Origin of the sequence: Streptomyces sp. NPDC017520, assembly GCF_044329855.1 — a bacterium.
In the GTDB taxonomy this organism is placed as follows: domain Bacteria; phylum Actinomycetota; class Actinomycetes; order Streptomycetales; family Streptomycetaceae; genus Streptomyces.
This window is the reverse complement of sequence record NZ_JBIRKB010000008.1, coordinates 363,896-389,171: the sequence shown is the minus strand read 5'-3', so window position 1 is coordinate 389,171 and position 25,276 is coordinate 363,896. Positions and strand designations below refer to the sequence as shown.

21 protein-coding genes and 1 riboswitch are annotated in these 25,276 nt (G+C 71.6%); of the genes, 4 read left to right on the top strand and 17 right to left on the bottom strand.

Going from position 1 to position 25,276, the window contains the following annotated elements; all coding sequences use genetic code 11:
* Window positions 1–26 precede the first annotated feature (26 nt).
* The 10 genes from ACH4KB_RS21825 to ribD all read right to left on the bottom strand — a co-directional run bounded on the left by ACH4KB_RS21825 (window position 27) and on the right by ribD (window position 8,641).
* Window positions 27–1,133: a hemolysin family protein gene (locus ACH4KB_RS21825; protein WP_398067535.1), complete on the bottom strand. Its 1,107-nt coding sequence runs from the start codon at window positions 1,131–1,133 to the stop codon at window positions 27–29.
* Window positions 1,130–2,488 carry a hemolysin family protein gene (locus tag ACH4KB_RS21820; protein ID WP_398067534.1) on the bottom strand — a complete coding sequence of 453 codons (1,359 nt, stop codon included), beginning with the start codon at window positions 2,486–2,488 and terminating at the stop codon, window positions 1,130–1,132. Before ACH4KB_RS21820 ends, ACH4KB_RS21825 begins: the two co-directional genes overlap by 4 nt.
* Before the next feature lie 193 nt (window positions 2,489–2,681).
* Window positions 2,682–3,152, bottom strand: a complete 471-nt coding sequence (locus tag ACH4KB_RS21815; protein WP_398067533.1) for a PH domain-containing protein — start codon at window positions 3,150–3,152, stop codon at window positions 2,682–2,684.
* Between the two features lie 39 nt (window positions 3,153–3,191).
* Complete coding sequence (gene hisG / locus ACH4KB_RS21810) at window positions 3,192–4,040, bottom strand: ATP phosphoribosyltransferase (protein ID WP_398067532.1); 849 nt, start codon at window positions 4,038–4,040, stop codon at window positions 3,192–3,194.
* 116 nt (window positions 4,041–4,156) lie between these two features.
* Entirely contained in the window at window positions 4,157–4,429 is a 273-nt protein-coding gene (locus ACH4KB_RS21805; protein WP_097868061.1) for a phosphoribosyl-ATP diphosphatase, read from the bottom strand.
* A 35-nt stretch (window positions 4,430–4,464) separates the two neighbouring features.
* Entirely contained in the window at window positions 4,465–4,950 is a 486-nt protein-coding gene (gene ribH, locus ACH4KB_RS21800) for a 6,7-dimethyl-8-ribityllumazine synthase (RefSeq protein WP_003970409.1), read from the bottom strand.
* A gap of 45 nt (window positions 4,951–4,995) precedes the next feature.
* Window positions 4,996–6,294 (bottom strand): bifunctional 3,4-dihydroxy-2-butanone-4-phosphate synthase/GTP cyclohydrolase II, encoded by a 1,299-nt coding sequence (locus ACH4KB_RS21795; protein ID WP_398067531.1) that lies wholly within the window; start codon window positions 6,292–6,294, stop codon window positions 4,996–4,998.
* Window positions 6,291–6,935, bottom strand: a complete 645-nt coding sequence (locus tag ACH4KB_RS21790; RefSeq protein WP_398067530.1) for a nicotinamide riboside transporter PnuC — start codon at window positions 6,933–6,935, stop codon at window positions 6,291–6,293. Before ACH4KB_RS21790 ends, ACH4KB_RS21795 begins: the two co-directional genes overlap by 4 nt.
* The gene (locus ACH4KB_RS21785; protein WP_398067529.1) at window positions 6,932–7,540 is read right to left on the bottom strand and encodes a riboflavin synthase; all 609 of its coding nucleotides are present in this window, start codon (window positions 7,538–7,540) and stop codon (window positions 6,932–6,934) included. The genes ACH4KB_RS21790 and ACH4KB_RS21785 overlap by 4 nt, the downstream gene beginning before the upstream one ends.
* A complete protein-coding gene (gene ribD, locus ACH4KB_RS21780) occupies window positions 7,541–8,641 on the bottom strand; it encodes a bifunctional diaminohydroxyphosphoribosylaminopyrimidine deaminase/5-amino-6-(5-phosphoribosylamino)uracil reductase RibD (RefSeq protein WP_398067528.1) in 1,101 nt (366 codons plus the stop codon).
* Window positions 8,642–8,814: 173 nt separating this feature from the next.
* A riboswitch (FMN riboswitch) is annotated at window positions 8,815–8,945 on the bottom strand.
* A 324-nt stretch (window positions 8,946–9,269) separates the two neighbouring features.
* On the opposite strand from ribD, the gene ACH4KB_RS21775 reads away from it, so the two are divergent.
* Window positions 9,270–11,636, top strand: coding sequence for a chitinase C-terminal domain-containing protein (locus ACH4KB_RS21775; RefSeq protein ID WP_398067527.1), 2,367 nt, complete (start codon window positions 9,270–9,272; stop codon window positions 11,634–11,636).
* Window positions 11,637–11,948: 312 nt separating this feature from the next.
* On the opposite strand, the gene ACH4KB_RS21770 is transcribed toward ACH4KB_RS21775, so the two are convergent.
* Window positions 11,949–13,139, bottom strand: coding sequence for an ROK family protein (locus tag ACH4KB_RS21770; RefSeq protein WP_398067526.1), 1,191 nt, complete (start codon window positions 13,137–13,139; stop codon window positions 11,949–11,951).
* Between the two features lie 159 nt (window positions 13,140–13,298).
* On the opposite strand from ACH4KB_RS21770, the gene ACH4KB_RS21765 reads away from it, so the two are divergent.
* Window positions 13,299–14,528 (top strand): MFS transporter, encoded by a 1,230-nt coding sequence (locus ACH4KB_RS21765; protein ID WP_398067525.1) that lies wholly within the window; start codon window positions 13,299–13,301, stop codon window positions 14,526–14,528.
* Window positions 14,529–14,841: 313 nt separating this feature from the next.
* A complete protein-coding gene (locus ACH4KB_RS21760) occupies window positions 14,842–16,287 on the top strand; it encodes a uracil-xanthine permease family protein (protein ID WP_398067524.1) in 1,446 nt (481 codons plus the stop codon).
* A 51-nt stretch (window positions 16,288–16,338) separates the two neighbouring features.
* On the opposite strand, the gene ACH4KB_RS21755 is transcribed toward ACH4KB_RS21760, so the two are convergent.
* The 5 genes from ACH4KB_RS21755 to ACH4KB_RS21735 form a co-directional block, all read right to left on the bottom strand.
* Window positions 16,339–18,033 carry a flavin monoamine oxidase family protein gene (locus ACH4KB_RS21755; protein ID WP_398067523.1) on the bottom strand — a complete coding sequence of 565 codons (1,695 nt, stop codon included), beginning with the start codon at window positions 18,031–18,033 and terminating at the stop codon, window positions 16,339–16,341.
* 49 nt (window positions 18,034–18,082) lie between these two features.
* The gene (locus tag ACH4KB_RS21750; protein WP_398067522.1) at window positions 18,083–18,880 is read right to left on the bottom strand and encodes a carbon-nitrogen hydrolase family protein; all 798 of its coding nucleotides are present in this window, start codon (window positions 18,878–18,880) and stop codon (window positions 18,083–18,085) included.
* 195 nt (window positions 18,881–19,075) lie between these two features.
* On the bottom strand, window positions 19,076–19,534 hold the full coding sequence (locus tag ACH4KB_RS21745) for an Lrp/AsnC family transcriptional regulator (protein ID WP_398067521.1): 459 nt from the start codon (window positions 19,532–19,534) through the stop codon (window positions 19,076–19,078).
* 139 nt (window positions 19,535–19,673) lie between these two features.
* On the bottom strand, window positions 19,674–21,131 hold the full coding sequence (locus tag ACH4KB_RS21740) for an aldehyde dehydrogenase family protein (RefSeq protein WP_398067520.1): 1,458 nt from the start codon (window positions 21,129–21,131) through the stop codon (window positions 19,674–19,676).
* Window positions 21,132–21,296: 165 nt separating this feature from the next.
* Complete coding sequence (locus ACH4KB_RS21735) at window positions 21,297–22,763, bottom strand: GuaB1 family IMP dehydrogenase-related protein (protein ID WP_398067519.1); 1,467 nt, start codon at window positions 22,761–22,763, stop codon at window positions 21,297–21,299.
* A 308-nt stretch (window positions 22,764–23,071) separates the two neighbouring features.
* On the opposite strand from ACH4KB_RS21735, the gene ACH4KB_RS21730 reads away from it, so the two are divergent.
* A complete protein-coding gene (locus tag ACH4KB_RS21730; RefSeq protein WP_398067518.1) occupies window positions 23,072–24,148 on the top strand; it encodes a terpene cyclase in 1,077 nt (358 codons plus the stop codon).
* Between the two features lie 105 nt (window positions 24,149–24,253).
* Here the strand turns inward: ACH4KB_RS21730 and ACH4KB_RS21725 are convergent, their stop codons facing one another.
* A complete protein-coding gene (locus tag ACH4KB_RS21725; RefSeq protein ID WP_398067517.1) occupies window positions 24,254–25,249 on the bottom strand; it encodes a sugar-binding transcriptional regulator in 996 nt (331 codons plus the stop codon).
* Window positions 25,250–25,276 lie beyond the last annotated feature (27 nt).

The following is a 25,276-nucleotide window of genomic DNA, read 5'->3' as shown; positions in this document are numbered from 1 at the left end:
CGCTTCCGGCGCGGCGCTGGCACACCTCAGTGCACGAGGGCCCCGGGCGCCGGCAGGTCCGGCGCCTTCGGCACGTCCACCGTGCGGCGGGGCACCGAGACCGTCCGGTGGGCCGGGTCGCGGACCTCCCCCACCAGCGTCTCCAGGACGTCCTCCATGGCGACCAGGCCGAGGATCCGGCCCGAGGCGTCCGCGACCTGCGCCAGGTGCGTCGCGGCCCGGCGCATCACGGTCAGGGCGTCGTCGAGTGGGAGTTCGGCCCGTACGGTCGCCATCGGGCGCCAGATCGCTTGCGGAACCGCGCGGTCGGCGTCCTCCAGCTCCAGGACGTCCTTGACGTGCAGGTAGCCCATGAAGGGGCCGCCGCCGTCCGCGCAGACCGGGAAGCGGGAGAAACCGGTGCGCACGGTCAGCTCCTCGATCCGACGGGGGGTCACCGACGGGTCGACCGTGACCAGGGTCGCCCGCTCCAGCAGGACGTCGGCGACGGGCCTGCTGCCCAGTTCGAGGGCGTCCTCCAGGCGGGTCGCCGCCTCCGGTCCGAGGAGGCCTGCCTGTCCGGAGTCCTCCACGAGCCGGTTGAGCTGCTCGCTGGTGAAGACGGCCTCCACCTCGTCCTTCGGTTCGACGCCGAACAGTCGCAGCACCAGGCCGGCGCAGGCGCCCAGCGCGGTGGTGACCGGGCGGCAGAGCCGGGCGAAGGCGACCAGACCGGGGCTCAGCCACAGTGCGGTCCGCTCGGGTGCGGCCATCGCGAGGTTCTTCGGGACCATCTCGCCGATGACCAGGTGCAGGACGACCACCGACAGGAGCGCGAGGGCGAAGCCGAGGGGGTGGACGAGCCCGTCGGGGACGTGCGCCGCCTGGAAGACCGGCTCCAGGAGATGGGCGAGCGTCGGCTCGGCGACGGCTCCCAGGGTGAGGGAGCAGACGGTGATGCCGAACTGGGCGGCGGCCATCATCTGCGGCAGGTTCTCCAGGCCGTGCAGGACCGTGCGGGCCCGGCCCGAGCCCTGTGCGGCGAGCGGTTCGATCTGGCTTCGGCGTACGGAGACGAGGGCGAACTCGGCGCCGACGAAGAAGCCGTTCGCCAGCACGAGGAGTGCGGCGAGGAGGAGTTGGAGCAGGCTCATCGCGCGGCCTCCAGCAGTGCCGGCGCGGCCCTGTCCGGCAGCGGGTCGGCCGCCCGGGTGAAACGGACCCGTTCGGCGCGGTTGTGGCCGACCTGGCGGACGGAGATCCGCCAGCCGGGGAGTTCGGCCCGGTCGCCGGGGGCGGGGATGCGGCCCAGCAGTCCGGCGACGAGCCCGGCGACGGTCTCGTAGGGGCCCTCGGGCACGTCGAGTCCGCTGCGGCGCAGGGTGTGCACCCGGCAGCTGCCCTCGGCGTCCCACACCGGGCGGCCGTCCTCGCCGATGGCGGCGGTCAGCTCGGGGCGGCCCGCGCCCTCGGCGTCGTGCTCGTCGCGGACCTCGCCGACGAGCTCCTCGATGATGTCCTCCAGGGTGACGACGCCCGCGGTGCCGCCGTACTCGTCGACGACCACGGCTATCGGCTGTTCGTGGCGCAGCCGCCGCAGCAGCGCTTCCACCGGCAGCGTCCCGGGCACCAGGAGCGGGGGGACGGCGATCCGTCCGGCCGGGGTGCGCAGGCGCTCAGAGGCGGGGACGGCGAGGGCGTCCTTGAGGTGGACCATGCCGATGACCTCGTCGATGCGGTCCCGGTAGACGGGGAAGCGGGAGAGGCCGGTGGCGCGGGTGAGGTTGAGGACGTCCGCGGCGGTCGCGGTGGAGTGCAGGGCGCTGACCTTCACCCGGGGGGTCATGACGTGCTGGGCGGTGAGACCGGCCAGCGCGAGGGTCCGGACGAAGAGGTCGGCGGTGTCCTGTTCCAGGGCTCCGGCCTCGGCGGAGTGCCGGGCCAGGGAGACCAGCTCGCCCGGGGTGCGGGCGGAGGCCAGTTCGGCGGTGGGCTCGACGCCCAGGAGCCGCACCAGCCGGTTGGCCAGGGCGTTGAGGAGGGTGATCACCGGACGCAGGAGCGCGGCGAAGCGGGCCTGCGGTCCGGCGACGAAACGGGCCACCTGGAGCGGCCGGGAGACCGCCCAGTTCTTGGGCACGAGTTCGCCGACGACCATCTGCACGGCCGAGGCCAGCAGCATGCCGACGACGACGCCGACGCCCGGGACGGCCCCCGCGGGGAGCCCGGCGGCGGTGAGGGGTCCGGCGAGCAGCTGGGCGAGGGCCGGTTCGGCGAGCATGCCCACCACCAGGGAGGTGATGGTGATGCCGAGCTGGGTGCCGGAGAGCTGGAAGGAGAGTTCGCGCAGGGCTTCGACGACGGTACGGGCCCGTCGGTCGCCTTCGGCGGCGGCCCGTTCGGCGTCCGGCTTCTCCACGGTGACGAGCCCGAATTCGGCCGCCACGAAGAATCCGTTGGCGAGGATGAGGAGAAAGGCCGCTCCGAGGAGCAGCAGGGGGGTGGTCATGAGGCCGCCGCCTCCGGGGAAGGGGCGGCGCAGGTACTACCGGACGATCCGTCCATTGCTGGAGGGAGTCACTCCTTGGGTCGCAGGTAAAGCCCCGCGGGCCCGGGGTGGGGCCGTGGAACGGGCGGGGCGGGGCGCGCGGGGCGCCGCCGCCCACCAGAGTAGACAAGAAGGCCCAGCGCGGGGCAGGGGCTCAGCCGCCGGCCGGGGTGTCGTCGCTCCCGGAGCCGCGTGACTCGGCGAGGGAGCGCAGGGCGCGGGCGTCGCGGATGGCCTGCTGCTTGGCCAGGCCGGGCTGGATGCCGAGGGCGGGCAGGCTCGTTCCGTCGCTGAGGTCGAGGTAGACCCAGGGGTCGCCGGAGCGCAGGTTGACGCGGAGGATCTCCTCCCACGCCAGCCTGCGGGTCAGGGTGAGGTTGACGACGGTGACTCCGGTCTCGTCGGCGGTGACCTTGGGCCTGCTGAGCAGGGCCAGGACGCCGAAGAAGAGCGCCGCGACGAAGACGAAGGTGATCCGCTCCCCCGGGTTGAGCCGCTCCAGCATCAGGGCGATGACGGTGATGACGAGGAACATCGCCAGGCCCGTGCTCAGCAGGACCACCCGGGTGAGGGTGGGCCGGAAGGTGACCGGCAGGGTGGGCTGTTCGGGCCTGGACGCGGACATCGGGTCTTCTCTCGGGGGGGTGCGGGTGGGCCGGGGCCCTCAGAGGCGGCAGGCGTGGATGGCCGTGGTGAGGATGGCGCGGGCGCCGAGCTCGTACAGGTCGTCCATGATCCGCTGGGCCTCCTTGGCGGCGACCATGGAGCGGACGGCGACCCAGCCCTCGTGGTGCAGCGGGGAGATGGTCGGCGACTCCAGGCCCGGGGTGAGGGCGACGGCGCGCTCCAGGTGCTCGACGCGGCAGTCGTAGTCCATCATCACGTAGGACCGGGCGACCAGGACGCCCTGGAGGCGGCGGAGGAACTGCTGCACCTTGGGGTCGTCGGCGGGGGCGCCGTTGCGGCGGATGACGACGGCCTCGGAGGTCATGATCGGGTCGCCGATCACTTCGAGTCCGGCGTTGCGCAGGCTGGTCCCGGTCTCCACCACGTCCGCGATGATCTGGGCGACGCCCAGCTCGATGGCGGTCTCGACCGCTCCGTCGAGGTGGACGACGGAGGCCTTGACGCCCGCCTCGGCGAGGTGGGCGGCGACGATGCCCTCGTAGGAGGTGGCGATCGTCATGCCGTCGAAGTCCTGCGGGCCCGCCGCGGTGCCGGGCTTGGTGGCGTAGCGGAAGGTGGAGCGGGCGAAGCCGAGCTGGAGGATCTCCTCGGAGTCGGCCCCGGAGTCCAGCAGCAGGTCGCGGCCGGTGATGCCGATGTCGAGCTTGCCGGAGCTGACGTAGATCGCGATGTCGCGGGGGCGGAGGTAGAAGAACTCGACCTCGTTCGCCGGGTCGACCAGGACCAGTTCCTTCGACTCCTTGCGCTGCTGGTAGCCGGCCTCATGGAGCATCGCCATCGCAGGTCCGGAGAGTGAACCCTTGTTGGGAACGGCGATGCGCAGCATGAGGTCGGCTTCCTTCGTGCGGAGGGAGTGTGCGGGCTGTTTCGCGGTGGTGTCGCCCGGGCCGGGCCCGGACGGTGTCGCCCGGGCCGGGCCCGGGGAACGGCGTGGCGGTCGGCTCAGAGATGGGCGTAGACGTCGTCGAGCGAGATGCCGCGGGCGACCATCATCACCTGGACGTGGTACAGCAGCTGCGAGATCTCCTCGGCGGCGGCTTCCTTGCCCTCGTACTCGGCCGCCATCCAGACCTCGGCGGCCTCCTCGACGACCTTCTTGCCGATGGCATGCACGCCCTTGCCCACCAGTTCGGCGGTGCGGGAGGTCGCGGGGTCGCCCTCGGCGGCCTTGAGCTGGAGCTCGGCGAAGAGCTCTTCGAAGGTTTTGTCAGCCATGATGGTCCTCAGAATACGGGGTCGCCGGAGGGCACTCAGCGCCAGGGTTCGCTGACGGTGCGCAGCGTGGCCGCGGTGGCCACGGCGGCGGTGACCGCTTCGTGCCCCTTGTCCTCGTTGGACCCTTCGAGGCCGGCCCGGTCCAGCGCCTGCTCCTCGGTGTCGCAGGTCAGTACGCCGAAGCCGACGGGAACACCGGTGTCGACGGTGACCTGGGTGAGGCCGAGGGTGACGCCCTGGGAGACGTACTCGAAGTGGGGGGTGCCGCCCCGGATGACCACGCCGAGGGCGACGATCGCGTCATAGCCGCGGCCGGCGAGCACCTTGGCGACGACGGGCAGCTCGAAGCTGCCGGGGACGCGGAGGAGGGTCGGCTCGTCGATGCCCAGCTCGTGCAGGGCGCGCAGGGCGCCGTCGACGAGTCCGTCCATGACCTTCTCGTGCCACTGGGCCGCGATCACGGCCACGCGCAGGTCGCCGCAGTTGCGTACGGACAGTTCGGGTGCACCCTTGCCGCTCATGTCTCTCCTGATGCCGATGCTGGTGACGAGGTGTTCGGTCGTTCGTTACTGGTTGGCGCAGGTCGACGCGGGGGCGCCGTCCAGCCAGGGCAGGTCGTGGCCCATGCGGTCGCGCTTGGTGCGCAGGTAGCGCAGGTTGTGCTCGCCGGCCTGGACGGGCATGGGCTCCCGGCCGGTGACGGCGAGGCCGTGGCGGACGACGGCCGCGGTCTTGTCGGGGTTGTTGGTCATCAGCCGCAGGCTGCGCACGCCGAGGTCCGCGAGGATCTGGGCGCCCGCCGCGTAGTCGCGGGCGTCGGCGGGGAGGCCGAGCTCCAGGTTGGCGTCGAGGGTGTCCACGCCGCGCTCCTGGAGTTCGTACGCGCGCAGCTTGGAGAGCAGGCCGATGCCGCGTCCCTCGTGGCCGCGCAGGTAGACGACGACGCCCCGGCCCTGCTCGGTGATGCGCCGCATGGAGGCGTGCAGCTGGGGGCCGCAGTCGCAGCGCTGGGACTGGAAGATGTCGCCGGTCAGGCACTCGGAGTGGATCCGGACGAGGACGTCCTCGCCGTCGCCGATGTCGCCGTGGACCAGGGCGACGTGTTCGACGCCGTCGACGCTGGAGCGGTAGCCGTACGCGGTGAAGTCGCCGAACGCGGTGGGCAGCCGGGTCGCGGCCTCGCGGCGGACGGTCGGCTCGTTGCTGCGGCGGTAGGCGATCAGGTCCTCGATGGAGATGATCGTCAGGCCGTGCTTGCGGGCGAAGGGGATCAGCTCGGGCAGCCGGAGCATGACGCCGTCCTCGCCCGCGATCTCGACGATGGCCCCGGCGGGGCGGAGTCCGGCGAGCCGGGCGAGGTCGACGGCGGCCTCGGTGTGGCCGTTGCGGACGAGGACGCCGCCGGAGCGGGCGCGCAGCGGGAAGATGTGGCCGGGCCGGACGAAGTCGCCGGGGCCGGCGACGCCGCCCGCGAGCATGCGCAGGGTGGTGGCGCGGTCGGCGGCGGAAATGCCGGTGGTGACGCCGTGCTCGGCGGAGGCGTCGACGGAGACGGTGAACGCGGTCCGCATCGACTCGGTGTTGTGCTCGACCATCTGCGGGAGGTCGAGGCGGTCCAGCTCGTCGCTCTCCATGGGCGCGCAGATGAGGCCGCGGCACTCGCTCATCATGAAGGCGACGATCTCGGGGGTGGCCTTCTCGGCGGCGATGACGAGGTCGCCCTCGTTCTCGCGGTCCTCGTCGTCCACGACGACGACGGGCCGGCCCAGGGCGATGTCGCGGACCGCCTGTTCGACCGGGTCCAGGGAGAGGTTCTCGGGGAGCGGTTCGTGGTCGGGGTGCAGCCAGGTGGGCTGGGCAGTCATGCCGTGGCTCCTTCCAGAGCGGGTGTCCGCGTACGCAGCCACCAGTCGCGCATCCCCCAGAGGACGAGGGCGCCGTAGATGACGTAGACGAAGCCGGAGAAGGCGAATCCGTTGGCGAAGTTCAGCGGGACGCCGACCAGGTCGACGAGCAGCCAGGCGAACCAGAACTCGACCATGCCGCGGGCCTGGGCGTACATCGCGACGACGGTGCCGACGAAGATGTACGCGTCCGGCCAGGGGTCCCAGGAGAGCGACGGGAAGGCGGTGAACAGGCCGCCGACGGCGAGGGTGCCGAGAGCGGCGGCGGCGATCAGCACGCCGCGCTCGCGCCAGGTGGCGAAGCGGACGGCTATGGAGCCGTCCTGGGCCTGCTGCTTGCCGCGGTTCCAGGACCACCAGCCCCACAGGGCGACGACGATGACGACCAGCTGTTTGCCCGCGCTGCCGGAGAGGTGCGCGGAGGCGAAGGCGACGAGCAGGATCACGCCGGAGAGGAGCTGGGCGGGCCAGGTCCAGATCGAGCGCCGCCAGCCGAGGGCCAGGGCGATCAGGCCGACGAGGTTGCCGATCATGTCCGACCACTTGATGTGCTGGCCGAACACGGTGAAGGCCTCGGAGTTGAGCCAGTTCGCCGCGTTCATCGCGGGTCCTGTCCGGCCCGGTCGCCGAGCAGCCGCTCGACGTACTTGGCGAGGACGTCCACCTCCAGGTTGACCGGGTCGCCGGGCTGCTTGCGGCCGAGCGTGGTCAGGGCGAGGGTGGTGGGGATGAGGCTGATGGTGAAGTGGTCGGCCGCCGCGTCGACGACGGTGAGGCTGACGCCGTCGACGGTGATGGAGCCCTTCTCCACGACGTACCGGGTCAGCTCGGCCGGCAGGGAGACCTTGACGAGCTCCCAGTGCTCGGAGGGGGTGCGCTCGACGATGGTGCCGGTGCCGTCCACATGGCCCTGGACGAGGTGTCCGCCGAGCCGGCCGCCGAGCGCCATGGGGCGCTCCAGGTTGACCCGGGAGCCGGTGGTGAGCGCGCCGAGGCTGGAGCGCTTCAGCGTCTCGGCCATCACGTCGGCGGTGAACTCGCCGTCGGCGGTGTCCACGACGGTGAGGCAGACGCCGTTCACCGCGATGGAGTCGCCGTGCTGGGCGCCCTCGGTGACGACGGGACCGCGCAGCCGGAAGCGGGAGGCGTCCGCCAGCCGCTCGACGGCGGTGACCTCACCCAGTTCTTCGACAATTCCGGTGAACACTCAGTTTCCCTTCCGAGCAGGGGCGGGGACGGCGGTGATGCGCAGATCGGGGCCGATCGGCACGGTCTCGGTCACATCGAGGCGCAACGCCTCGTCGATCGTGGTGATTCCGGCGTCGGCGAGGGCGGCGGGGCCCGCGCCGAGGAGCACCGGGGCGAGATAGCCGACGACCTTGTCGACCTTTCCCGCGGCGACGAACGCGCCGGCGAGGGTGGGGCCGCCTTCGAGGAGTACGGAGAGGACGCCGCGCTCGTGCAGGGCCCCGAGGAGGGCGTCGAGGTCCAGGCCGGGGCCGGTGGCGGCACGGGGCAGGCGCAGGACGGCGGCCTCGGGAAGGTGGCCTGCGGGGGCGTCGTCGGCGACGGCGACCAGGGTGGGCGCGGTGGCGTCCAGGACCCGGGCGCCTGGCTTCACGGCGGTGGCGTCCGTGTCGACGACGACCCGCAGTGGCTGGGTGACGCCGTCGATGCCGCGTACCGCCAGCTGGGGGTCGTCGGTGCGGGCGGTGCCGGAGCCGACGAGCACGGCGTCCGCCTCGGCGCGCAGCCGGTGGACGTCGGCGCGGGCCTCCGGCGAGGTGATCCAGCGGCTGGTGGCGTCGGCGGCGGCGATCCGGCCGTCGAGGGTGGCGGCGTACTTCCACAGGACGTACGGCCGCCCGAGGCGCACCGAGGTCAGCCAGGCGGCGTTGCCCGCCTCGGCCTCCTCCGCGAGAAGGCCCCGCTCCACCCGGACACCGGCCGCGCGCAGCGTGTCGCCGCCGCCCGCGGCCCCCGGGTTCGGGTCGGCGACCGCGTACACGACGCGGCTGATCCCGGCGGACAGGAGGGCCTGGGAGCAGGGGCCGGTGCGGCCGGTGTGGTCGCAGGGTTCGAGGGTGACGTAGGCGGTGGAGCCGCGGGCCCTCCCGCCGGCCGCCCGCAGGGCGTGGACCTCGGCGTGCGGCCCTCCGGCGCGCTGGTGGAAGCCTTCGCCGACGACGGCTCCGGCGGCGTCGGTGATCACACAGCCGACGACCGGGTTGGGGCTGGTGGAGCCGAGACCGCGCGCCGCGAGCGTGATCGCTCGGCGCATGGCGGTGATGTCGGCTGCGGTGTCCACCGGGTCCTCCTGCCTCTTCGGGCACGGACTCCGGGGCCTGTCGATGACGACAGATAGAGCGGCTCACCAGCGGAAACGCCGAGAACCCGAGAACGGGAACGCCAGGAACGCACGGCATCACGGGAGACTCCCGGCCATGCGCCCGCCGACGGCGGCGTACCGATGACAACCCGCCGCGCACTGCCTCCCATCCGGACTTTCACCGTCGGTCCAGGAATCTCACCTGGTCAACCGGCCGCTGGCTGCGGACGGGTCGCGGACTATAACCGCCGGTTCGGAATTGCACCGACCCCGGAGTGCGCTGCTACTGGTACGGAACCAGTCTGCCACGAACGCCTCCCGGCCATGCGGGTGAGCGCTGTGGGCTGGATCACAGGGGCCGTGGCGCGATTTCGTTGGCGCGAAGGCGACAACGTAGTCATCGCGGAAGCCACAGGGGAGTCACAGGGAAGGCGTCGGAAAAGTTGACGCTTGAAGGTCCAGACCTATTGACGCACTGGTCTAGTCCTCTTAATCTCTGCGTCACCTCCGAGGTTCGGTCCGGCGGTGTGCGCACACCAGGACCCCGACACGACCCACCCCCTTTTGCCAGTTGTGTTCTGCCGACCTCCCCAGGAGGAACGACCACATGCTGTCCCCCACCCGAGCGAGAGCCACCCTGCTCGCCGCCGGCGCCGCCGTCGCCGGACTGCTGATGAGCTCACTCGCCGCAGGTCCGTCGGCCGCCGCCGACCAGACCTCCTGTCGCCCCGACGGGCTGTACCAGACCCCCGGGGTCGACGTCCCCTACTGCTCCGTCTACGACGCCGACGGCCGCGAGATGATGGGCGCCGACCACAAGCGCCGCGTGATCGGCTACTTCACCAACTGGCGTACCGGCAAGGACGGCAAGGACGCCTATCTGGTCCCGGACATCCCGTGGGACAAGGTCACGCACCTCAACTACGCCTTCGCGCACGTCGACGGCTCCAACAAGCTCTCGGTCGGCCCCGACAGCGCCGACAACGCCTCCACCGGCATGACCTGGCCCGGTGTCGCGGGCGCGGAGATGGACCCGGCGCTCCCCTACAAGGGGCACTTCAACCTGCTGACGAAGTACAAGAAGAAGCACCCGAACGTGAAGACCCTGGTCTCCGTGGGCGGTTGGGCGGAGACCGGCGGCTACTTCGGTCCCGACGGCAAGCGCGTCGACTCGGGCGGCTTCTACTCGATGGCGACCAACGCCGACGGCTCGGTCAACCAGAGCGGCATCAACACCTTCGCCGACTCGGCCGTCGACTTCATCAAGAAGTACGGCTTCAACGGCGTCGACATCGACTACGAGTACGCGACGACCATGAAGGACGCGGGCAACCCGCTGGACCACACGCTGTCCAACGGCCGCCGCGCCGGGCTGGTCAAGGGCTACGACGCCCTGATGAAGACGTTGCGCGAGAAGCTCGACCGCGCGGGCGCCGCCGACGGCAAGCACTACCTGCTGACCGTCGCCGCCCCCTCCTCCGGCTACCTGCTGCGGGGCATGGAGACGTACCAGATGCAGAAGTACCTGGACTACGTCAACATCATGTCCTACGACCTGCACGGCGCCTGGAACGAGTACGTCGGCCCGAACGCCTCGCTGTTCGACGACGGCAAGGACGCCGAACTGGCGCAGGCGAGCGTGTACTCCACCTCGCAGTACGGCGGCACCGGCTACCTCAACACCGACTGGGCCTACCACTACTTCCGCGGCTCGATGCCGGCCGGCCGGATCAACATCGGCCTGCCGTACTACACCCGCGGCTTCAAGAACGTGCAGGGCGGCACCGACGGCCTGTGGGGCAAGGCGGCCACGACCGACTGCCCGGCGGGTGCGGGACTGACCAAGTGCGGTGACGGCGCGGTCGGGATCGACAACCTCTGGCACGACAAGGACACCAACGGCAAGGAATCGCCTGCCGGTTCCAACCCGATGTGGCACGCGAAGAACCTGGAGAAGGGCATCGTCGGCGACTACGTCACCGACTACGGCTTCCCCGCGAACACCCAGCTGACCGGCACGTACGTCCGCAAGTACGACTCCACGCTGGTCGCGCCGTGGCTGTGGAACGCCCAGAAGAAGGTGTTCCTCTCCACCGAGGACGAGCAGTCGGTGAAGGCCAAGGCCGACTACGTCGTGGACAAGGGCATCGGCGGCACGATGATCTGGGAGCTGGCGGGCGACTACCAGTGGAACGCGGCCAAGGGCCAGTACGAGACCGGCTCGACGCTGACCACCGCGATGTACGACGCCTTCAAGTCGGCGACCCCGTACGGCGCGAAGCGCTCCACGATCGACCTGCCCACCCAGGCCGTGAACATCGACGTCTCCTTCGGGCAGTTCCCGCTGGGCGACTCCAACTACCCGATCAGCCCCAAGCTGAAGATCACCAACCGGACCAAGGCCACACTGCCCGGCGGTACGGAGTTCCAGTTCGACTACTCCACCTCCGCCCCGGCCAACGCCAAGGACCAGTCCGGCTTCGGCACGACGATCATCCGCAGCGACCACACGGCGGCCAACAACATCGGCGGCCTCAAGGGCGACTACAACCGCGTCTCGCTGAAGCTCCCGGCCTGGCAGACGCTGGCCCCCGGCGCCTCGGTGGAGCTGGACTTCGTCTACTACCTGCCCACCTCCACACCGTCGAACTGGACCGTGACCTTCGGCGGGAAGTCCTACTCCCTCGCCGGTGACCTGGCCCGGGGCACCACCGTGGTCGAACCCGGCACCGGCACCGACCCCACGCCCACCCCGACGCCGACGCCGGACCCGACCGGCCCGACGCCGACGCCGACCCCGACGCAGCCGGGCGGCAGCTGCACGGCCCCGGCCTGGAACGCGGCCACCGAGTACGGCGGCGGCTCCACCGTCAGCCACGGCGGCCACCAGTGGAAGGCCTCGTGGTGGACGAAGGGCGAGACGCCCGGATCCACCGGTCAGTGGGGGGTCTGGAAGGACCTCGGCGCCTGCTGAACCCTTCTCCGAACCGCCCGGTGGTGAGCGGCTCCACCCCTCCGTTCACCACCGGGCGACCGGCCCTGTCGCCCCCGGCCCCGGCGTCCACCGCCGGGGCCGGGGGCGTTGCCGGGGCCAGGGGCGTTGCCGGGGCCAGGGGCGTTGCCGGGGCCGGGGGCGTTGCCGGGCCGCTGACCGGCCCCCGGGCGCTTGACGGCGGCCCGGACCCCGTTCTGGGGCGTACGCGGGCATGTGCCCGGTTCGGAAGCGAGCGTGTGGATGGAGGCGGGAGTTCGACGACAGGGCCCAGGCGAAGCTGTGGCCGGCCGGTCAGCCCTCCTGCGCGAACAGCGCGTCCTGCGCCGCGTCCCGGGCGGTGATCAGCGCACCGCGCAGCACGGCCCCGTCGCCCAGCGAACCGGCCCGGACCTCGGTCCGCAGGGGTGACATCGCCGCCAGCCGCTCCTCGACCCGGGCGGCGAGCGCGGGGCCGCCCGCGTGGCCCACGGCCCCCGCGAGAAGGACGCAGCCGGGGTCGAGCACCGAGACGACGGCGGCGGCGCCGAGGGCGAGGCGGTCCGCCAGCTCCTTCAGGAACGGCTCGCCCGCCTCCCCCGCTCCCAGGGCGGTCCGCACCGCGTCCACGGCCGCCGCCTCCTCCCGGCCGTCGGACATCGCGCCGGGGTCCACGAGGCCGTGCGCGACGGCGAGTTCGCACAGGGCGGCGGAGCCGGCGAGGGAGTGGAAGCCGCCCTCGCAGTTGACCGCCGAGGGCAGCCCGCTCACGCCGGGGACAGGGAGGAAACCGATCTCACCCGCGCCGCCGGACGCACCCTGACGCAACTTGCCGTCCAGCATGACGGCGGCCCCGATCCCCTGTCCGAGCCAGAGCAGGACGAAGGTCTCCCGGTCGCGGACGGCGCCCGCCCGGTGTTCCGCGACGGCCGCGAGGTTGGTCTCGTTCTCCACCAGGACGGCGGCGGAAAGCCGCCGCTGGAGCTCCCGGACCAGGCCCCGGTGCCAGGCGGGCAGGCCGGTGCTGTCGCGCAGTTCGCCGGTGCCGGGGTCGATCAGCCCCGGCGCTCCGACCCCGACGCTGTGCAGCGGGACGGAGCCGGCCGCGCGGGCGGTGCGCTCCAGAAGGGCGGCGGCCCGCTCGACGGCCGGTTCGGTGCCGGTGTCGCTGCCGATGGGCAGGGAGCCCTCGGCGAGCGTGGCCCCCAACAGGTCGGTGACGACCACGCTGACGCTTCCGAGCCGTACGTCGAGCGCCGCGAGATGGGCCCGGTCGGCGACGATTCCGTACAGCCGGGCGTTGGGTCCGCGGCGGACGGCCCCGGACTCGCCCACGACCTGGATCAGCCCGGCGCCCTGGAGCCGTTCGACGAGGTCGGCGACGGTCGGGCGGGAGAGTCCGGTCAACGTCTTGAGCTGGGTGGCCGTCAGCGGGCCGTCCTGCTGGAGCAGCCGCAGGGCGAGCCGGTCGTTGATGGCCCGAGCCGTGCTCGGTGATGCGGGCATACCGGGATCCTTCCAGATGGCCACCCCGCCGCTTTCCGGGGGCCGCGAAGTAACGACTATTTATCAGGCAGGGTTCCTGATAGTTTACGGCCCGCATCGTCGCACGGGAGCGCCGGGACCGCCGGCATCCGAGAATTCCCAGGGGAGGGACACGACGGCATGACGAAGGACCCGACCGTCACGGTCTACAGCACGGAGCAGGTGAAGCGGGCGCGGATCGCCATCGCCGCGGTCTTCACCGTCCACGGGGCGGTGACCGGCAGTTTCGCGACCCGGGTGCCGTGGATCCAGGACCACGCCGGAGTGAGCGCGGGTCAGCTCGGTCTGGCGCTGGCCTTCCCGGCGATCGGCGCGTCGATCGCGATGCCGCTCGCCGGCCGGATCAGCCACCGGTTCGGCGCGCGGACCGCCCTGCGGGGGCTGCTGGCACTGTGGACGCTGGCGCTGATCCTGCCCGCGCTGGCGCCGAGCCTGGTCACGCTGTGCGCGGCGCTGTTCGTCTACGGGGCGACGGCCGGGATGTCCGACGTGGCGATGAACGCCCTGGGCATCGAGGTGGAGAACCGTCTCGACAAGTCGATCATGTCGGGCCTGCACGGCATGTGGAGCGTGGGCGCGCTGATCGGTTCGGCGGCGGGCACCGTCGCCGCGCACACCGCGACCGACGCCCGGCTGCACCACGCCGTCGCGGCCCTGGCGCTCACCGCACTGGGGCTGTTCGCCTGCCGGGGCGTCCTCGACCTCCAGAGCAGCCCGGACGAGGAGCCGCCGCCGCGTTTCACGCTGCCGCCGAAGTCGGCCCTGATCATCGGGGCGATCGGGTTCTGCGCGGTGTTCGCGGAGGGCGCGAGCCTGGACTGGTCGGCGGTCTACCTGCGGGATGTGCTGGACAGCTCGGACGGCCTCGCCGCGGCGTCCACCACGGCGTTCACCCTGACGATGGCCCTGGCCCGGATCGCCGGGGACCGGATCGTCGACCGTTTCGGCGCCGTCCGGACGGTCCGCACCGGCGGTCTGATGGCCACCGCGGGCGGACTGCTGGTCGTGTTCTCGCCCTCCGCCGCGGCCGCGATGTGCGGCTTCGCGCTGCTGGGCCTCGGCGTGGCGGTCGTGGTCCCGTTGGCCTTCGCGGCGGCCGGGCGCAGCGGGCCGAACCCGAGTCAGGCCATCGCGGGCGTCGCCACCATCACGTACACCTCCAGCCTGATCGCCCCCTCCGCGATCGGCTCGCTGGCCGAGGCCACCTCGCTGGTGGTGTCGTTCGGCGTGGTGACGGCGCTGGCCTTCGGCCTTGTACTGGGCGCCGGGGTGCTGCGGTCGGCCGACCGCAAGGTCACCGGCTCGGCGGCCGGAAGCGGTACGACGACGAAGAGCGCGGCCGGAAGCTGACGGGGCGGATCGACGGCGGCGCGCGGATGCGGCGGCGCGGGAGGCGGGACGGCGGCGCGGTTCGGGTGCGGCGGGCGGCGGCGCACGGGTGCGGCGGGCGGCGGCGCGCGGGTCCAGCGGCCCGGGACGCGGGACGGCGGCCCGGGGCGCGGTACGGCAGGCCGGGACACGGTACGGCGGCGCGCGGCGGGAGGCCTCCGCGCGGGCGCCGCCCGCCGCACCACTACCATGGCGCTGATCTTTTCCGCAGGTGAACACCGAACACCGGGTCGCAGACCGGCCGGCACACCGAGCAGACCTTCAGGGAGCAACCATGAGCCTCGGCGTGCGCTGGACCTTGCACGGTGACGGGAAGACACCGGCGCCCGGGGCGGTGGTGCGGCCCGACGAGCGGCTTTCCTGGCCCCGTACGTTCGGGCTCGGCGCGCAGCACGTGGTCGCAATGTTCGGGGCATCGTTCGTCGCTCCGGTCCTCATGGGCCTGGACCCCAACCTCGCGATCATGATGTCCGGTGTCGCGACCGCGATCTTCCTGCTGGCGACCAAGGGCCGGGTACCCAGCTATCTGGGCTGCTCGCTCTCCTTCGTCGGCGTCGCGGCCACGATCCGGGCGAGCGGCGGCGATGTCGCCACCATCACGGGCGCGGTGTTCGTGGTCGCGGTGGCCCTCTTCCTCGTGGGTCTCGCCGTGCGGCGGTTCGGCGCGCGGATCATCCACGCGGCCATGCCGCCGGTGGTGACGGGCGCGGTGGTGATGCTCATCGGCTTCAACCTCGCCCCGGTGACCGCGTCGACCTACTGGCCGCAGGACCAGTGGACGGCGCTCGCGGTCATGCTGTTCACCGGGCTCGCCGTGGTCTGTCTGCGCGGATTCCTCTCCCGGATCGCGATCTTCCTGGGACTGGTCTTCGGGTACGCGCTGTCGTGGGTCCTGGACCTGGTCTTCGGCAGGATCCACTCCCCGGTGGGGGGCGCGGAGGCCGTGGACCACTGGCGTCTGGACCTCTCCGCCGTCGGGCAGGCCGACTGGATCGGGCTGCCGTCCTTCCACGCGCCGAGCTTCGAGTGGTCCGCGATCCTGGTGGCGCTGCCCGTGGTGATCGCGCTGGTCGCGGAGAACGCCGGGCATGTGAAGGCCGTGGGCGAGATGACCGGCGACTCCCTGGACGACAAGCTCGGCACCGCCATCGCGGCGGACGGCGCGGCGTCGATGCTCTCCACCGCCGTGGGCGGGCCGCCCAACACCACGTACTCCGAGAACATCGGTGTGATGGCCGCGACCCGCGTCTACTCCACCGCGGCGTACTGGGCGGCGGCCTGCTTCGCGCTGCTCTTCGGCCTGTGCCCGAAGTTCGGCGCGGTCGTCGCCGCGATCCCGGGCGGGGTGCTCGGCGGGATCACCGTGATCCTGTACGGGATGATCGGCCTGCTCGGTGCGCAGATCTGGCTCAACGGCCGGGTGGACCTGCGCAATCCGCTCAACCTCGTCCCGGCCGCCGCGGGCATCATCATCGGCGTGGGCGGCGTCAGCCTGAAGATCACCGACAACTTCGAGCTGGGCGGCATCGCCCTCGGCACGATCGTCGTGATCACCGGTTACCACGTGCTGCGGGCCTTCGCGCCGGCCCATCTCAAGACGCAGGAACCGCTGCTGGACTCGGGCACTTCCGCGTACGACGCGCCCTCGGACGCGTCCTCGTCCGAGGGCGCGTCCGACGGGGGCTCCGGCGACCGGGGCGCGGGGACCCAAAAGCCCTGATCCGGCGGGTCCTTCGCGGGCGCCCGCGTCCGCCGTTCCGTCGAAGCCCGCTCAGTCCTCGGGGAGTTCCACCGGGGCGATCTCGTCGAAGACGTCGCCGGGCCCGGGGTTGGTCGCGTCGGTCGCCCCGCCGAACTGGTGCATGACGCCCCACACGGCGTTCAGCGCGGTCTGCACCGCGCCCTCGGCCCAGCCGGCCGTCCAGGAGATGTCGTCGCCCGCCAGGAACAGGCCCCGCTTGTCGGCGGGCAGTCCGTCCTGCATGAAGTGGGTGAACAGCCGCCGCTGGTAGCGGTAGTGGCCGGGCAGGTTCGCCTTGAACGCGCCCATGAACCAGGGCTCGTTCTCCCAGGAGACGGTGACCGGATTGCCGATGATGTGGCTCCGGACGTCGACGTTCGGGTAGATCTCGCCGAGCGACTTGAGCATGACCTCCATGCGCTCCTTCGGGGAGAGCGGCAGCCACTTCAGGCTGTCGTCGCACCACGTGTAGGAGAGGCAGATGACGGCGGGCCTGTCGGGGCCGTCGTCCAGGAGGTACGTCCCCCGGGTCATCCGGTCGGTGAGCGTCATCGACATGGTGTCGCGGCCGGTGGTCGCGTCCTTGTCCAGCCAGAACGGCCGGTCGACCGGGACGAAGAGCTTGGACGACTCCATGTAGTGGGTGCGCTCCATCGCCGTCCAGTGGTCGATCGGGAAGAGCGCGTCGTCGCAGTCGATCTTGGAGAGCAGCAGCCATGACTGGCCGGTGAAGACCGCGGCCCGGAAAGTGCGGATGTCGCCGGTCGCGTCGGTGACCGTGATGCGGTTGCCCGCGGTACGGGTCAGCCGGGTCACGGCGGGACGCGGCTCGCCCTCGTGGAGGGAGGCCAGCGAGGTGCCGAGCGGCCAGTGGACGATCTTCCGCGGCTCGCGGTCCCACAGGCGCAGCGGGAGCTGCTGGCTGCCGCCGACGATGCCGCGGTGGTGGTCGTCGGCCTCGGTGTAGACGACGCGCAGGATCTCCAGGATGGAGTTGGGGAAGTCGGTGTCCCAGCCGCCGGTGCCGAAGCCGACCTGGCCGAAGATCTCGCGGTGCCGGAAGGACTTGAACGCGTCGGAGTCGCAGAGGAAGCCGTAGAACGTCTGGTTGTCGAGCCGCTCGACGAGCTGCGACCAGATCTCCCGGATGCGCGGTACGTCGCGCTCGCGCAGCGCCCGGTTCATGTCGGAGAAGTCGGCGCCCTCCTCCAGAGCGGTGCTCCACGCCTCGGCCACGTCACGGTAGACCTGCGGCAGGTCGTCGATGGTCTCGGCGTAGTGCGACTCGCCCTTGAGGTCGACGACGGTCGAGGGCGTCGCCGGGGAGAGCGGGTTGGGGAAGGGCCGGGTCTCCAGGCCCACCAGGTCGATGTAGTGCTGGAGCGCCGTGGAGGAGGGCGGGAAGCGCATGGCGCCCATCTCGGCGGTGAGCGAGGGGTCGCAGCCGTCGAAGCCGACGGTGCGCAGCCGGCCGCCGATCCGGTCGGCCTCGTAGACGACGGGCTTGAGGCCCATCTTCATCAGCTCGTACGCGGCGATGATCCCGGAGAGCCCGCCGCCGATGACGGCGACCTCCTGGCCGTGCTCGGTCGCCGGTATCTGCCCGAGCCCCGCCGGATGGGCGAGGAAGTCGTCGTACGCGTACGGGAAGTCCGGCCCGAACATGGTGATCGGCGGGGCGGCCGCGTCGGTGTGCTGGACGGCGTTGGGCACCGTGGACGTCATGGGGTACGGACTCCTTGCGCGGTACGGAAGTTCGGGGAGAGAGGCGGGTTCAGACGAGGGAGCCGTACAGGCCGGGGCGGCGGTCGCGCAGATACGGGTTGGCGGCGCGCGAGGCGGCCAGGAACTCCGGGTCCACCTCGCCGACGACGAGTTCCTCGCCGCGTCCGGCGCGGGTGCGCACGGTGCCGTCGGGGCCGGCCAGACAGCTGAGCCCGACGAACTCGAACTCGCCTTCCGGACCGGTGCGGTTGACGTACGCCACGTACAGCTGGCTCTCGAAGGCCCGTACGGGGACGACGGATTCGGCGACGAACTGGAAGGGATGCATCTGCGCGGTGGGCACCAGCAGCAGATCGGTGCCGGCGAGGGCGTGCGCCCGGACGTTCTCCGGGAACTCGACGTCGTAGCAGATCAGCAGGCCGATGCGGATGCCGTCGAGGTCGGCCTGGACGACCGGCTGGTCGCCGGGGGTGAACCACTCCTGCTCGAAGCAGCCGAACAGGTGGGTCTTGCGGTAGTTCGCGAGCCGCACGCCGTCGGGGCCGATGAGCTGGGACGCGTTGAAGATCCGCTCCCCGTCGCGCTCCGGGTAGCCGTAGAGGACCGCGAGGCCGTGGCGTACGGCGATCTCGGCGACGGCCCCGGCGCCGGGGCCGTCGGCGCGTTCGGCCAGCTCGGGGACGGCGTCGCCGATGGCGTATCCGGTGAGGAACAGCTCGGGCGAGACCAGCAGCCGGGCCCCCGCGCCGGCGGCCCGTGCGGCGGCCTCGTCCAGCACCTTCAGGTTCTCGGCGACGGCACCCGGGCGTCCGGAGCTCTGGAGCAGGGCGGTGCGCAACGACGGCATGGCTGACCTCGGGCGGTGCGGGCGGGGTGGGGAGACGTATCGAAGGTACGTGGCCCTGATCGGCGCGGACAAGGCGCGAGTGTTGCGCACCAACCGTTGATTCGTTGCGTGGGGAGGGCCTGGCGCGGCGAATCGTTGCGTGGGGCGTCATCGCAGGTCAGCGGGGTGACGTGCGCCACTGTCGCGGGCCGGCCCTCAGGCCGGCGGGCCCTCCGCCGAGTACCGCCGCAGCAGCGGCGAGAGCACCAGGACGGATTTGGTGCGCTCGACGTACGGCTCTCCCGCGATCCGCTCCAGGACCTGTTCGAAGTGGCGCATGTCGGCGGCGAAGACCTGCACCACCGCGTCCGCATCCCCGGTCACCGTCGAGGCCGAGGCGATCTCCGGATAGCGGGCGAGGCCCTGCTTGATGGCGTCCGGGGAGGTGTTGCGGCTGCAGTAGATCTCGATGAAACCCTCGGTCTCCCAGCCGAGCGCCGCCGGGTCGACCCGCACGGTGAAGCCGGTGATCGCCCCCTCGGCCCGCAGCCGGTCGACGCGGCGTTTCACGGCGGGGGCGGAGAGGCCGACGATCGCGCCGATGTCGGCGTAGGAGCGCCGGGCGTCTTCGGCGAGGGCGTGGACGATGCGTTCGTCGAGGTCGTTCAGGCGCACGTCGGGCGGTTCACTTCTCTGCGGTGGGCCGGCTGCGGGAGGCGGAGCGTGCCGCCTCCCGCAGTAGACCATGAGCCGCCGTCCCAGGCCTGCTCGGCGCAGTTCCCCGCCCGGCCGGGGCCGGGCGGGGAAAGGTGGCTCAGAAGGGGAACTGCGAGCGGCCGTGCTGGATGGAGATCCACTTCTGGGTGGTGAAGGCCTCGACCATCGAGTCGCCGTTCAGCCGGCCGAGGCCGGAGCTCTTCTCGCCGCCGAAGGGGACGATCGGCTCGTCGTGGACGGTGCCGTCGTTGATGTGGATCATGCCGGTGTGGATGCGCCGGCCGATCCGCACCCCGCGCTCGATGTTGCCGGTGTGGACGGCGCCGCTGAGGCCGTACGGGGTGTCGTTGGCGATGCGGACGGCCTCGTCCTCACCGTCGAAGGGCACCAGCAGGGCGACGGGGCCGAAGATCTCCTGGTGCAGGACGGGCGAGTCGGCGGCGAGACCGGTCAGCACGGAGGGGCTGACCAGGTTGCCGTCGGCGCGGCCGTGCAGCAGCGCCGTCGCCCCGGCCGCCACGGTCTGGTCGACGAGCTTGGAGATGGACTCGGCCTGCGAGGAGTTGATCAGCGGGCCGATGTGGGTGGCCGGGTCGGCGGGGTCGCCGACGGTGAGCGAGGCGACCTTGGCGACGAACTTCTCGGTGAACTCCGCCTCCACGGCGCGGTCGACCAGGATGCGGTTGGCGGCCATGCAGACCTGGCCCTGGTGGACGTACCGGCTGAAGACCGCCGCGTCGACGGCGTAGTCCACGTCCGCGTCGTCCAGCACGATCAGGGCGCTGTTGCCGCCGAGTTCGAGGACGGCGCGCTTGAGGTTCCGGGCGCAGACGGTGGCGACGTGACGGCCGACCTTGTCCGAGCCGGTGAAGGAGATGACCTGCGGCACGGGGTGCTCCAGCAGGGTGTCGCCGATCTCCGCGATGTCGGTGATCACGACGTTCAGGAGCCCGGCGGGCAGCCCCGCGTCCTCGAAGATCCTGGCCAGCAGGGTGCCGCCGCAGATCGGGGTGTTCTGGTGGGGCTTGAGGACGACGGCGTTGCCGAGGGCCAGCGCGGGGGCGACGGACTTGAGGGAGAGCAGGAACGGGAAGTTGAACGGGCTGATCACGCCGACGACCCCGACGGGCACGCGGTAGACGCGGTTCTCCTTGCCCTCGGTCGGCGAGGGAAGGATCTGTCCGGCGGGGCGCAGCGCCAGCTGGATCGCCTCGCGGAGGAACTCCTTGGCCAGGTGCAGTTCGAAGGCGGCCTTCAGGCGGGTGCCGCCGAGCTCGGCGACGATCGCGTCGCTGATCTCCGGCTCGCGCTCCTCCACGAGGTGCAGCGCCTTCTCCAGGACGGTCCGCCTGCTGTACGGGTTGGTGTCCGCCCACGCCTGCTGGGCGCGCTCGGCGGCGCGGTAGGCCTGGTCGACCTCGTCGGCGGTGGCGACCGGGATCGAGGCGAGCTTCTCCCCGTCGAACGGGTTGAAGTCGATGATGTCCCAGGACCCCTTCCCCGGCCTCCACTCGCCGTCGATGTACTGGTGGGCCAGGTCAGTGAAGAAGGACATGAGATCCCTTACCGCAGAGAGGCAGCAGCTGAGTGCGGTTCATATTACTTACGCTTCAACGAAGTTGAAGCGCACCCCCGTCCCACTTCCGGGAGCCCGGAAACGATCCTGCCCCCTCGGACGCGAAGCACCGGAGGGGGCAGGGTCGTTGCGGTGATCTCGGGATCAACTCCAGCTGGCGTGGAGCGGCTTGCCCTCGGCGTAACCGGCGGCGCTCTGGACGCCGACGACCGCCTTCTCGGCGAATTCCGCGAGGGAGCCGGCGCCGGCGTAGGTGCAGGAGGAGCGGACACCCGCGATGATCGAGTCGACGAGGTCCTCGACTCCCGGGCGTGTCGGGTCGAGGAACATCCGCGAGGTGGAGATGCCCTCCTCGAAGAGCGCCTTGCGGGCGCGGTCGTACGCGGACTCGTCCGAGGTGCGGTTCTTCACGGCGCGGGCCGAGGCCATCCCGAAGGACTCCTTGTAGAGGCGGCCGTCGGCGGACTGCTGGAGGTCGCCGGGCGACTCGTACGTCCCCGCGAACCAGGAGCCGATCATCACGTTGGACGCGCCGGCGGCGAGCGCCATCGCGACGTCGCGCGGGTGCCGGACGCCGCCGTCCGCCCAGACGTGCTTGCCGTGCTTCTTCGCCTCGGCGGCGCACTCCAGGACGGCGGAGAACTGCGGGCGGCCGACGCCCGTCATCATCCGGGTGGTGCACATGGCGCCGGGGCCGACGCCGACCTTGATGATGTCCGCGCCCGCCTCGATCAGGTCGCGCACGCCCTCGGCGGCGACGATGTTGCCCGCGACGATCGGCACCCGCGGGTCGAGCGCCCGGACTGCCTTCACGGCGCTGATCATGGACTCCTGGTGGCCGTGGGCCGTGTCCACGACGAGGACGTCGGCGCCCGCGTCCAGGAGCTGCTTGGCCTTGCCGGCCACGTCACCATTGATGCCGACGGCGGCCGCGATGCGCAGCTTGCCCTCGGCGTCGGTGGCGGGGGTGTAGAGCGTGGCGCGCAGGGCGGCCTTGCGGGTGAGGATGCCGACGAGGCGTCCCTGCGCGTCGACCGCGGGGGCGAGCTTGCGGTTGGCACCGTCGAGCTTGTTGAAGGCGTCGCGCGGGTCGATGTCCGCGTCGAGCAGCACCAGGTCCTTGGACATGACCTCGGAGAGCTGGGTGAAGCGGTCGACGCCCGTGAGGTCGTGGTCGGTGACGACGCCCACCGGACGGCGGTCGGCGTCGACGACGACGCCCGCGCCGTGGGCCCGCTTGGGCAGCAGGGACAGCGCGTCGGCGACGGTCTGGCCGGGGGCCAGTTCGATCGGGGTGTCGAGGACGAGGTGGCGCGTCTTGACCCAGGAGATGACGTCGGCGACGACCTCGATCGGGATGTCCTGGGGGATGACGACGAGGCCGCCCCGGCGGGCGATGGTCTCGGCCATCCGGCGGCCGGCGATGGCGGTCATGTTGGCGACCACGAGCGGAATGGTGGTGCCGGTCCCGTCGGGCGACGAGAGGTCCACGCCCTGCCGGGAGCCGACCGCGGAACGGCCCGGGACCATGAAGACGTCGTCGTACGTGAGGTCGTACGGGACCGCGGGGGACTCTGTGTAGCGACCGGTGCCCGGCTCAAGAAAACGCATAACACTCATTTTTTCATACGAAACGGTGCAGGTCGTTTCCACGAAGACACAACAAAGGGCCCCCGCGTTCGTCTCTTCCTCCGAAGAGGCGCGAAGACGTGGCCGGGGGCTCCGGGCAAGTGGGACCTGCCTTACCCACGGACCCTACCCGAACAGGATTCGAATCATTCGTGATCACCATCCCTGGACCGGATGACAAGGGGTCAGGTAGCTTCAAATTCGCAGGTCCCGTGGGTGTCCGAAGCGTCGATCCGACCCGTCGGCACCCCCGGGCACACCGTTTGACCGGAGAGGATCCCGATCCGCCTGTGGACAGCGAACTGCCGGACATCTACTGCCCGTTCCCACAGCGGACCAACCCGCACGTGGCGCACACCCGTGGGCATCTGGACAGCTGGACCAGACGGACGGGCCTGGTCCACCGCGAGTCCGCGAGGAACCGATTCGAACAGGCCGATTTCGGGGCGTTCGTCGGCATGGTCTATCCGACGGCCGACGAGGAACACCTCGATCTGGTGGCCGACTGGTTCGTCTGGCTCTTCCTGGTCGACGACCAGCTGGACGACGGCCACCTCGGACGTTCGCCCGACCGGGTGAGAGACGTCGTCGACCGGATGCGCGCGGTGGTCGACGGCTCCGCCCCCGAGCCGCTGCCGGGCGAGGACGTCCCGGCGGCCGTGACGGCCCTGGCGGACCTGTGGAAACGTACGATGCCGAACGCCGCCCCGCACTGGCGGACCCGGTTCGCCTGGCACCTGGTCACCTACCTCACGACCGCCACGACCTGGGAAGCGGGGAACCGCGCCGAGGACGTGGTGCCCTCGGAGGACACGTACATCGCCAAGCGGCGGCACACCGGGGCCATTCACGTCTGCATGGACCTCATAGAGATCGTGGCGGGCATCGACGCCCCGGAGTCGATCCACAACGACCCCCGCTTCATCACCGCCCTGGAAGCCGCGTGCAACCACGTGTGCTGGGCCAACGACGTGTACTCCTTCGAGAAGGAGCAGGTGCTCGGCGAGATCCACAATCTCGTCCATCTGGTCCGCCACCACCGGGGCTTCGGGGAGCAGCAGGCGCTGGACCACGTCGCGGAGCGCCTCGCGAGGGAGACCGAGCGGTTCCTGACCGCCGAGGACGAGCTGCTGGAGCTGTATCCGGAGCTGTCCGGGATGCTGGTGCCCTACCTCGACGGAATGCGGAGCTGGATGCGCGGCAACCTGGACTGGTCCCGCCAGACGCCGCGCTACAACCCCGCCGACGTGGGCCAGTACGAGGAGCCCGAGGAGTATCTGGAGGAGGCCGTGCTGGGCGTACCCTCCGCACGCACCGAGACCGCCGCCCCCGCCCCGTGCGTCGCCAAGGCCCCGCCGGCGGGCTGAGGGTGTCCGGTCCTGATCCGCCGGACACTCCCCCGGACTCGGGTCAGGACACACCGAGGGCCGTGCACCGCATCCGGTGCACGGCCCTCGGTGTGTTCCCGCCGGTCACTCCCCGTCGGGGTCGGCCCGCTCCAGTGCCGGACGGACGCCCGCGGGGGACTCGGTGAGCAGGAAGTCGGCCGCGGCGGTGTCCGTCACCAGGCTGGTGACGAGTCCGGAGCGCAGCACCGCGCCGATCGCCGCCGCCTTGCGCAGACCGCCCGCGATCGCGACCACCTCGGGGATCCGGCGCAGCCGGTCCGCCTCCACGGTGATGCAGCGCTCCCCGAGGTCACGGCCGACCCGGCGGCCTTCGGAGTCGAAGAGGTGCGCGGACATCTCGGCGGCCACGCCGAGCGAGGCGTAATGGGCGCGTTCGGCGTCCGAGAGCATGTCGTGGACCGTGGAGATGCCCGGCTCCCAGGAACCGATGGAGACGGCGGCGACCGTCACCTTGTCGAAGTACTCGAAGGCCCGGGCGATGCCGGTCTGCTCGCGCAGCGCGGCGGCCGTCGCGGGGTCGGGGAGCAGCATCGGCGCGTAGATGGGGTGCGCCTCGCCGCCGGAGACCTGCGCCGCCCGGCGGACGGCCTCGACCGAGCCGCGCTCGGCGGTGCCCGCGTCGTACACGCCGGTCAGCTGGACGACCGTGCACGGCGGGAGCCGGTCGAGGGCGGCCGCCATGTGGATGGTGGAGCGGCCCCAGGCCAGGCCGAGCACATCGCCCTCGGCGACCAGCTCGCCGAGGAGGTCGGCCGCGACCTCGCCGAGGTTCTCCGGGTCGGGGGCGTCCTCCTGTTCCTCGGCCGGGGACTCGACGACCACCGCGTGCCGCAGCCCGTAACGGGCCCGCAGGGCGTCGGAGCGTTCGGCGTCCAGCTCGGCCGGTACCCGGATCTCGATGCGTACGAGATCGCGTTCGAGGGCTGTCTCCAGGACCCGGGCCACCTTGAAGCGGCTCACGCCGAACTCCTCGGCGATCTGGATCTTGGACTTGCCCTCCAGGTAGAACCGGCGGGCCATGGCCGCCGCCTGCACCAGCTCCGCGGGTCCCATCCGCATGGCTGACCGACCCGCCGAGATGCCAGA

Bases quoted from the DNA above. Each gene is read 5' to 3' on its own strand.
- ACH4KB_RS21760 (WP_398067524.1), top strand. From the start codon at position 14,842: ATGAGCCTCGGCGTGCGCTGGACCTTGCACGGTGACGGGAAGACACCG.
- ACH4KB_RS21820 (WP_398067534.1), bottom strand. From the start codon at position 2,488: ATGACCACCCCCCTGCTGCTCCTCGGAGCGGCCTTTCTCCTCATCCTC.
- hisG (WP_398067532.1), bottom strand. From the start codon at position 4,040: ATGCTGCGCATCGCCGTTCCCAACAAGGGTTCACTCTCCGGACCTGCG.
- ACH4KB_RS21790 (WP_398067530.1), bottom strand. From the start codon at position 6,935: ATGAACGCGGCGAACTGGCTCAACTCCGAGGCCTTCACCGTGTTCGGC.
- ACH4KB_RS21815 (WP_398067533.1), bottom strand. From the start codon at position 3,152: ATGTCCGCGTCCAGGCCCGAACAGCCCACCCTGCCGGTCACCTTCCGG.
- ACH4KB_RS21805 (WP_097868061.1), bottom strand. From the start codon at position 4,429: ATGGCTGACAAAACCTTCGAAGAGCTCTTCGCCGAGCTCCAGCTCAAG.
- ACH4KB_RS21750 (WP_398067522.1), bottom strand. From the start codon at position 18,880: ATGCCGTCGTTGCGCACCGCCCTGCTCCAGAGCTCCGGACGCCCGGGT.
- ACH4KB_RS21765 (WP_398067525.1), top strand. From the start codon at position 13,299: ATGACGAAGGACCCGACCGTCACGGTCTACAGCACGGAGCAGGTGAAG.
- ACH4KB_RS21770 (WP_398067526.1), bottom strand. From the start codon at position 13,139: ATGCCCGCATCACCGAGCACGGCTCGGGCCATCAACGACCGGCTCGCC.
- ACH4KB_RS21825 (WP_398067535.1), bottom strand. From the start codon at position 1,133: ATGAGCCTGCTCCAACTCCTCCTCGCCGCACTCCTCGTGCTGGCGAAC.
- ACH4KB_RS21755 (WP_398067523.1), bottom strand. From the start codon at position 18,033: ATGACGTCCACGGTGCCCAACGCCGTCCAGCACACCGACGCGGCCGCC.
- ACH4KB_RS21795 (WP_398067531.1), bottom strand. From the start codon at position 6,294: ATGACTGCCCAGCCCACCTGGCTGCACCCCGACCACGAACCGCTCCCC.
- ACH4KB_RS21775 (WP_398067527.1), top strand. From the start codon at position 9,270: ATGCTGTCCCCCACCCGAGCGAGAGCCACCCTGCTCGCCGCCGGCGCC.
- ribH (WP_003970409.1), bottom strand. From the start codon at position 4,950: ATGAGCGGCAAGGGTGCACCCGAACTGTCCGTACGCAACTGCGGCGAC.
- ACH4KB_RS21740 (WP_398067520.1), bottom strand. From the start codon at position 21,131: ATGTCCTTCTTCACTGACCTGGCCCACCAGTACATCGACGGCGAGTGG.
- ACH4KB_RS21735 (WP_398067519.1), bottom strand. From the start codon at position 22,763: ATGCGTTTTCTTGAGCCGGGCACCGGTCGCTACACAGAGTCCCCCGCG.
- ACH4KB_RS21725 (WP_398067517.1), bottom strand. From the start codon at position 25,249: ATGCGGATGGGACCCGCGGAGCTGGTGCAGGCGGCGGCCATGGCCCGC.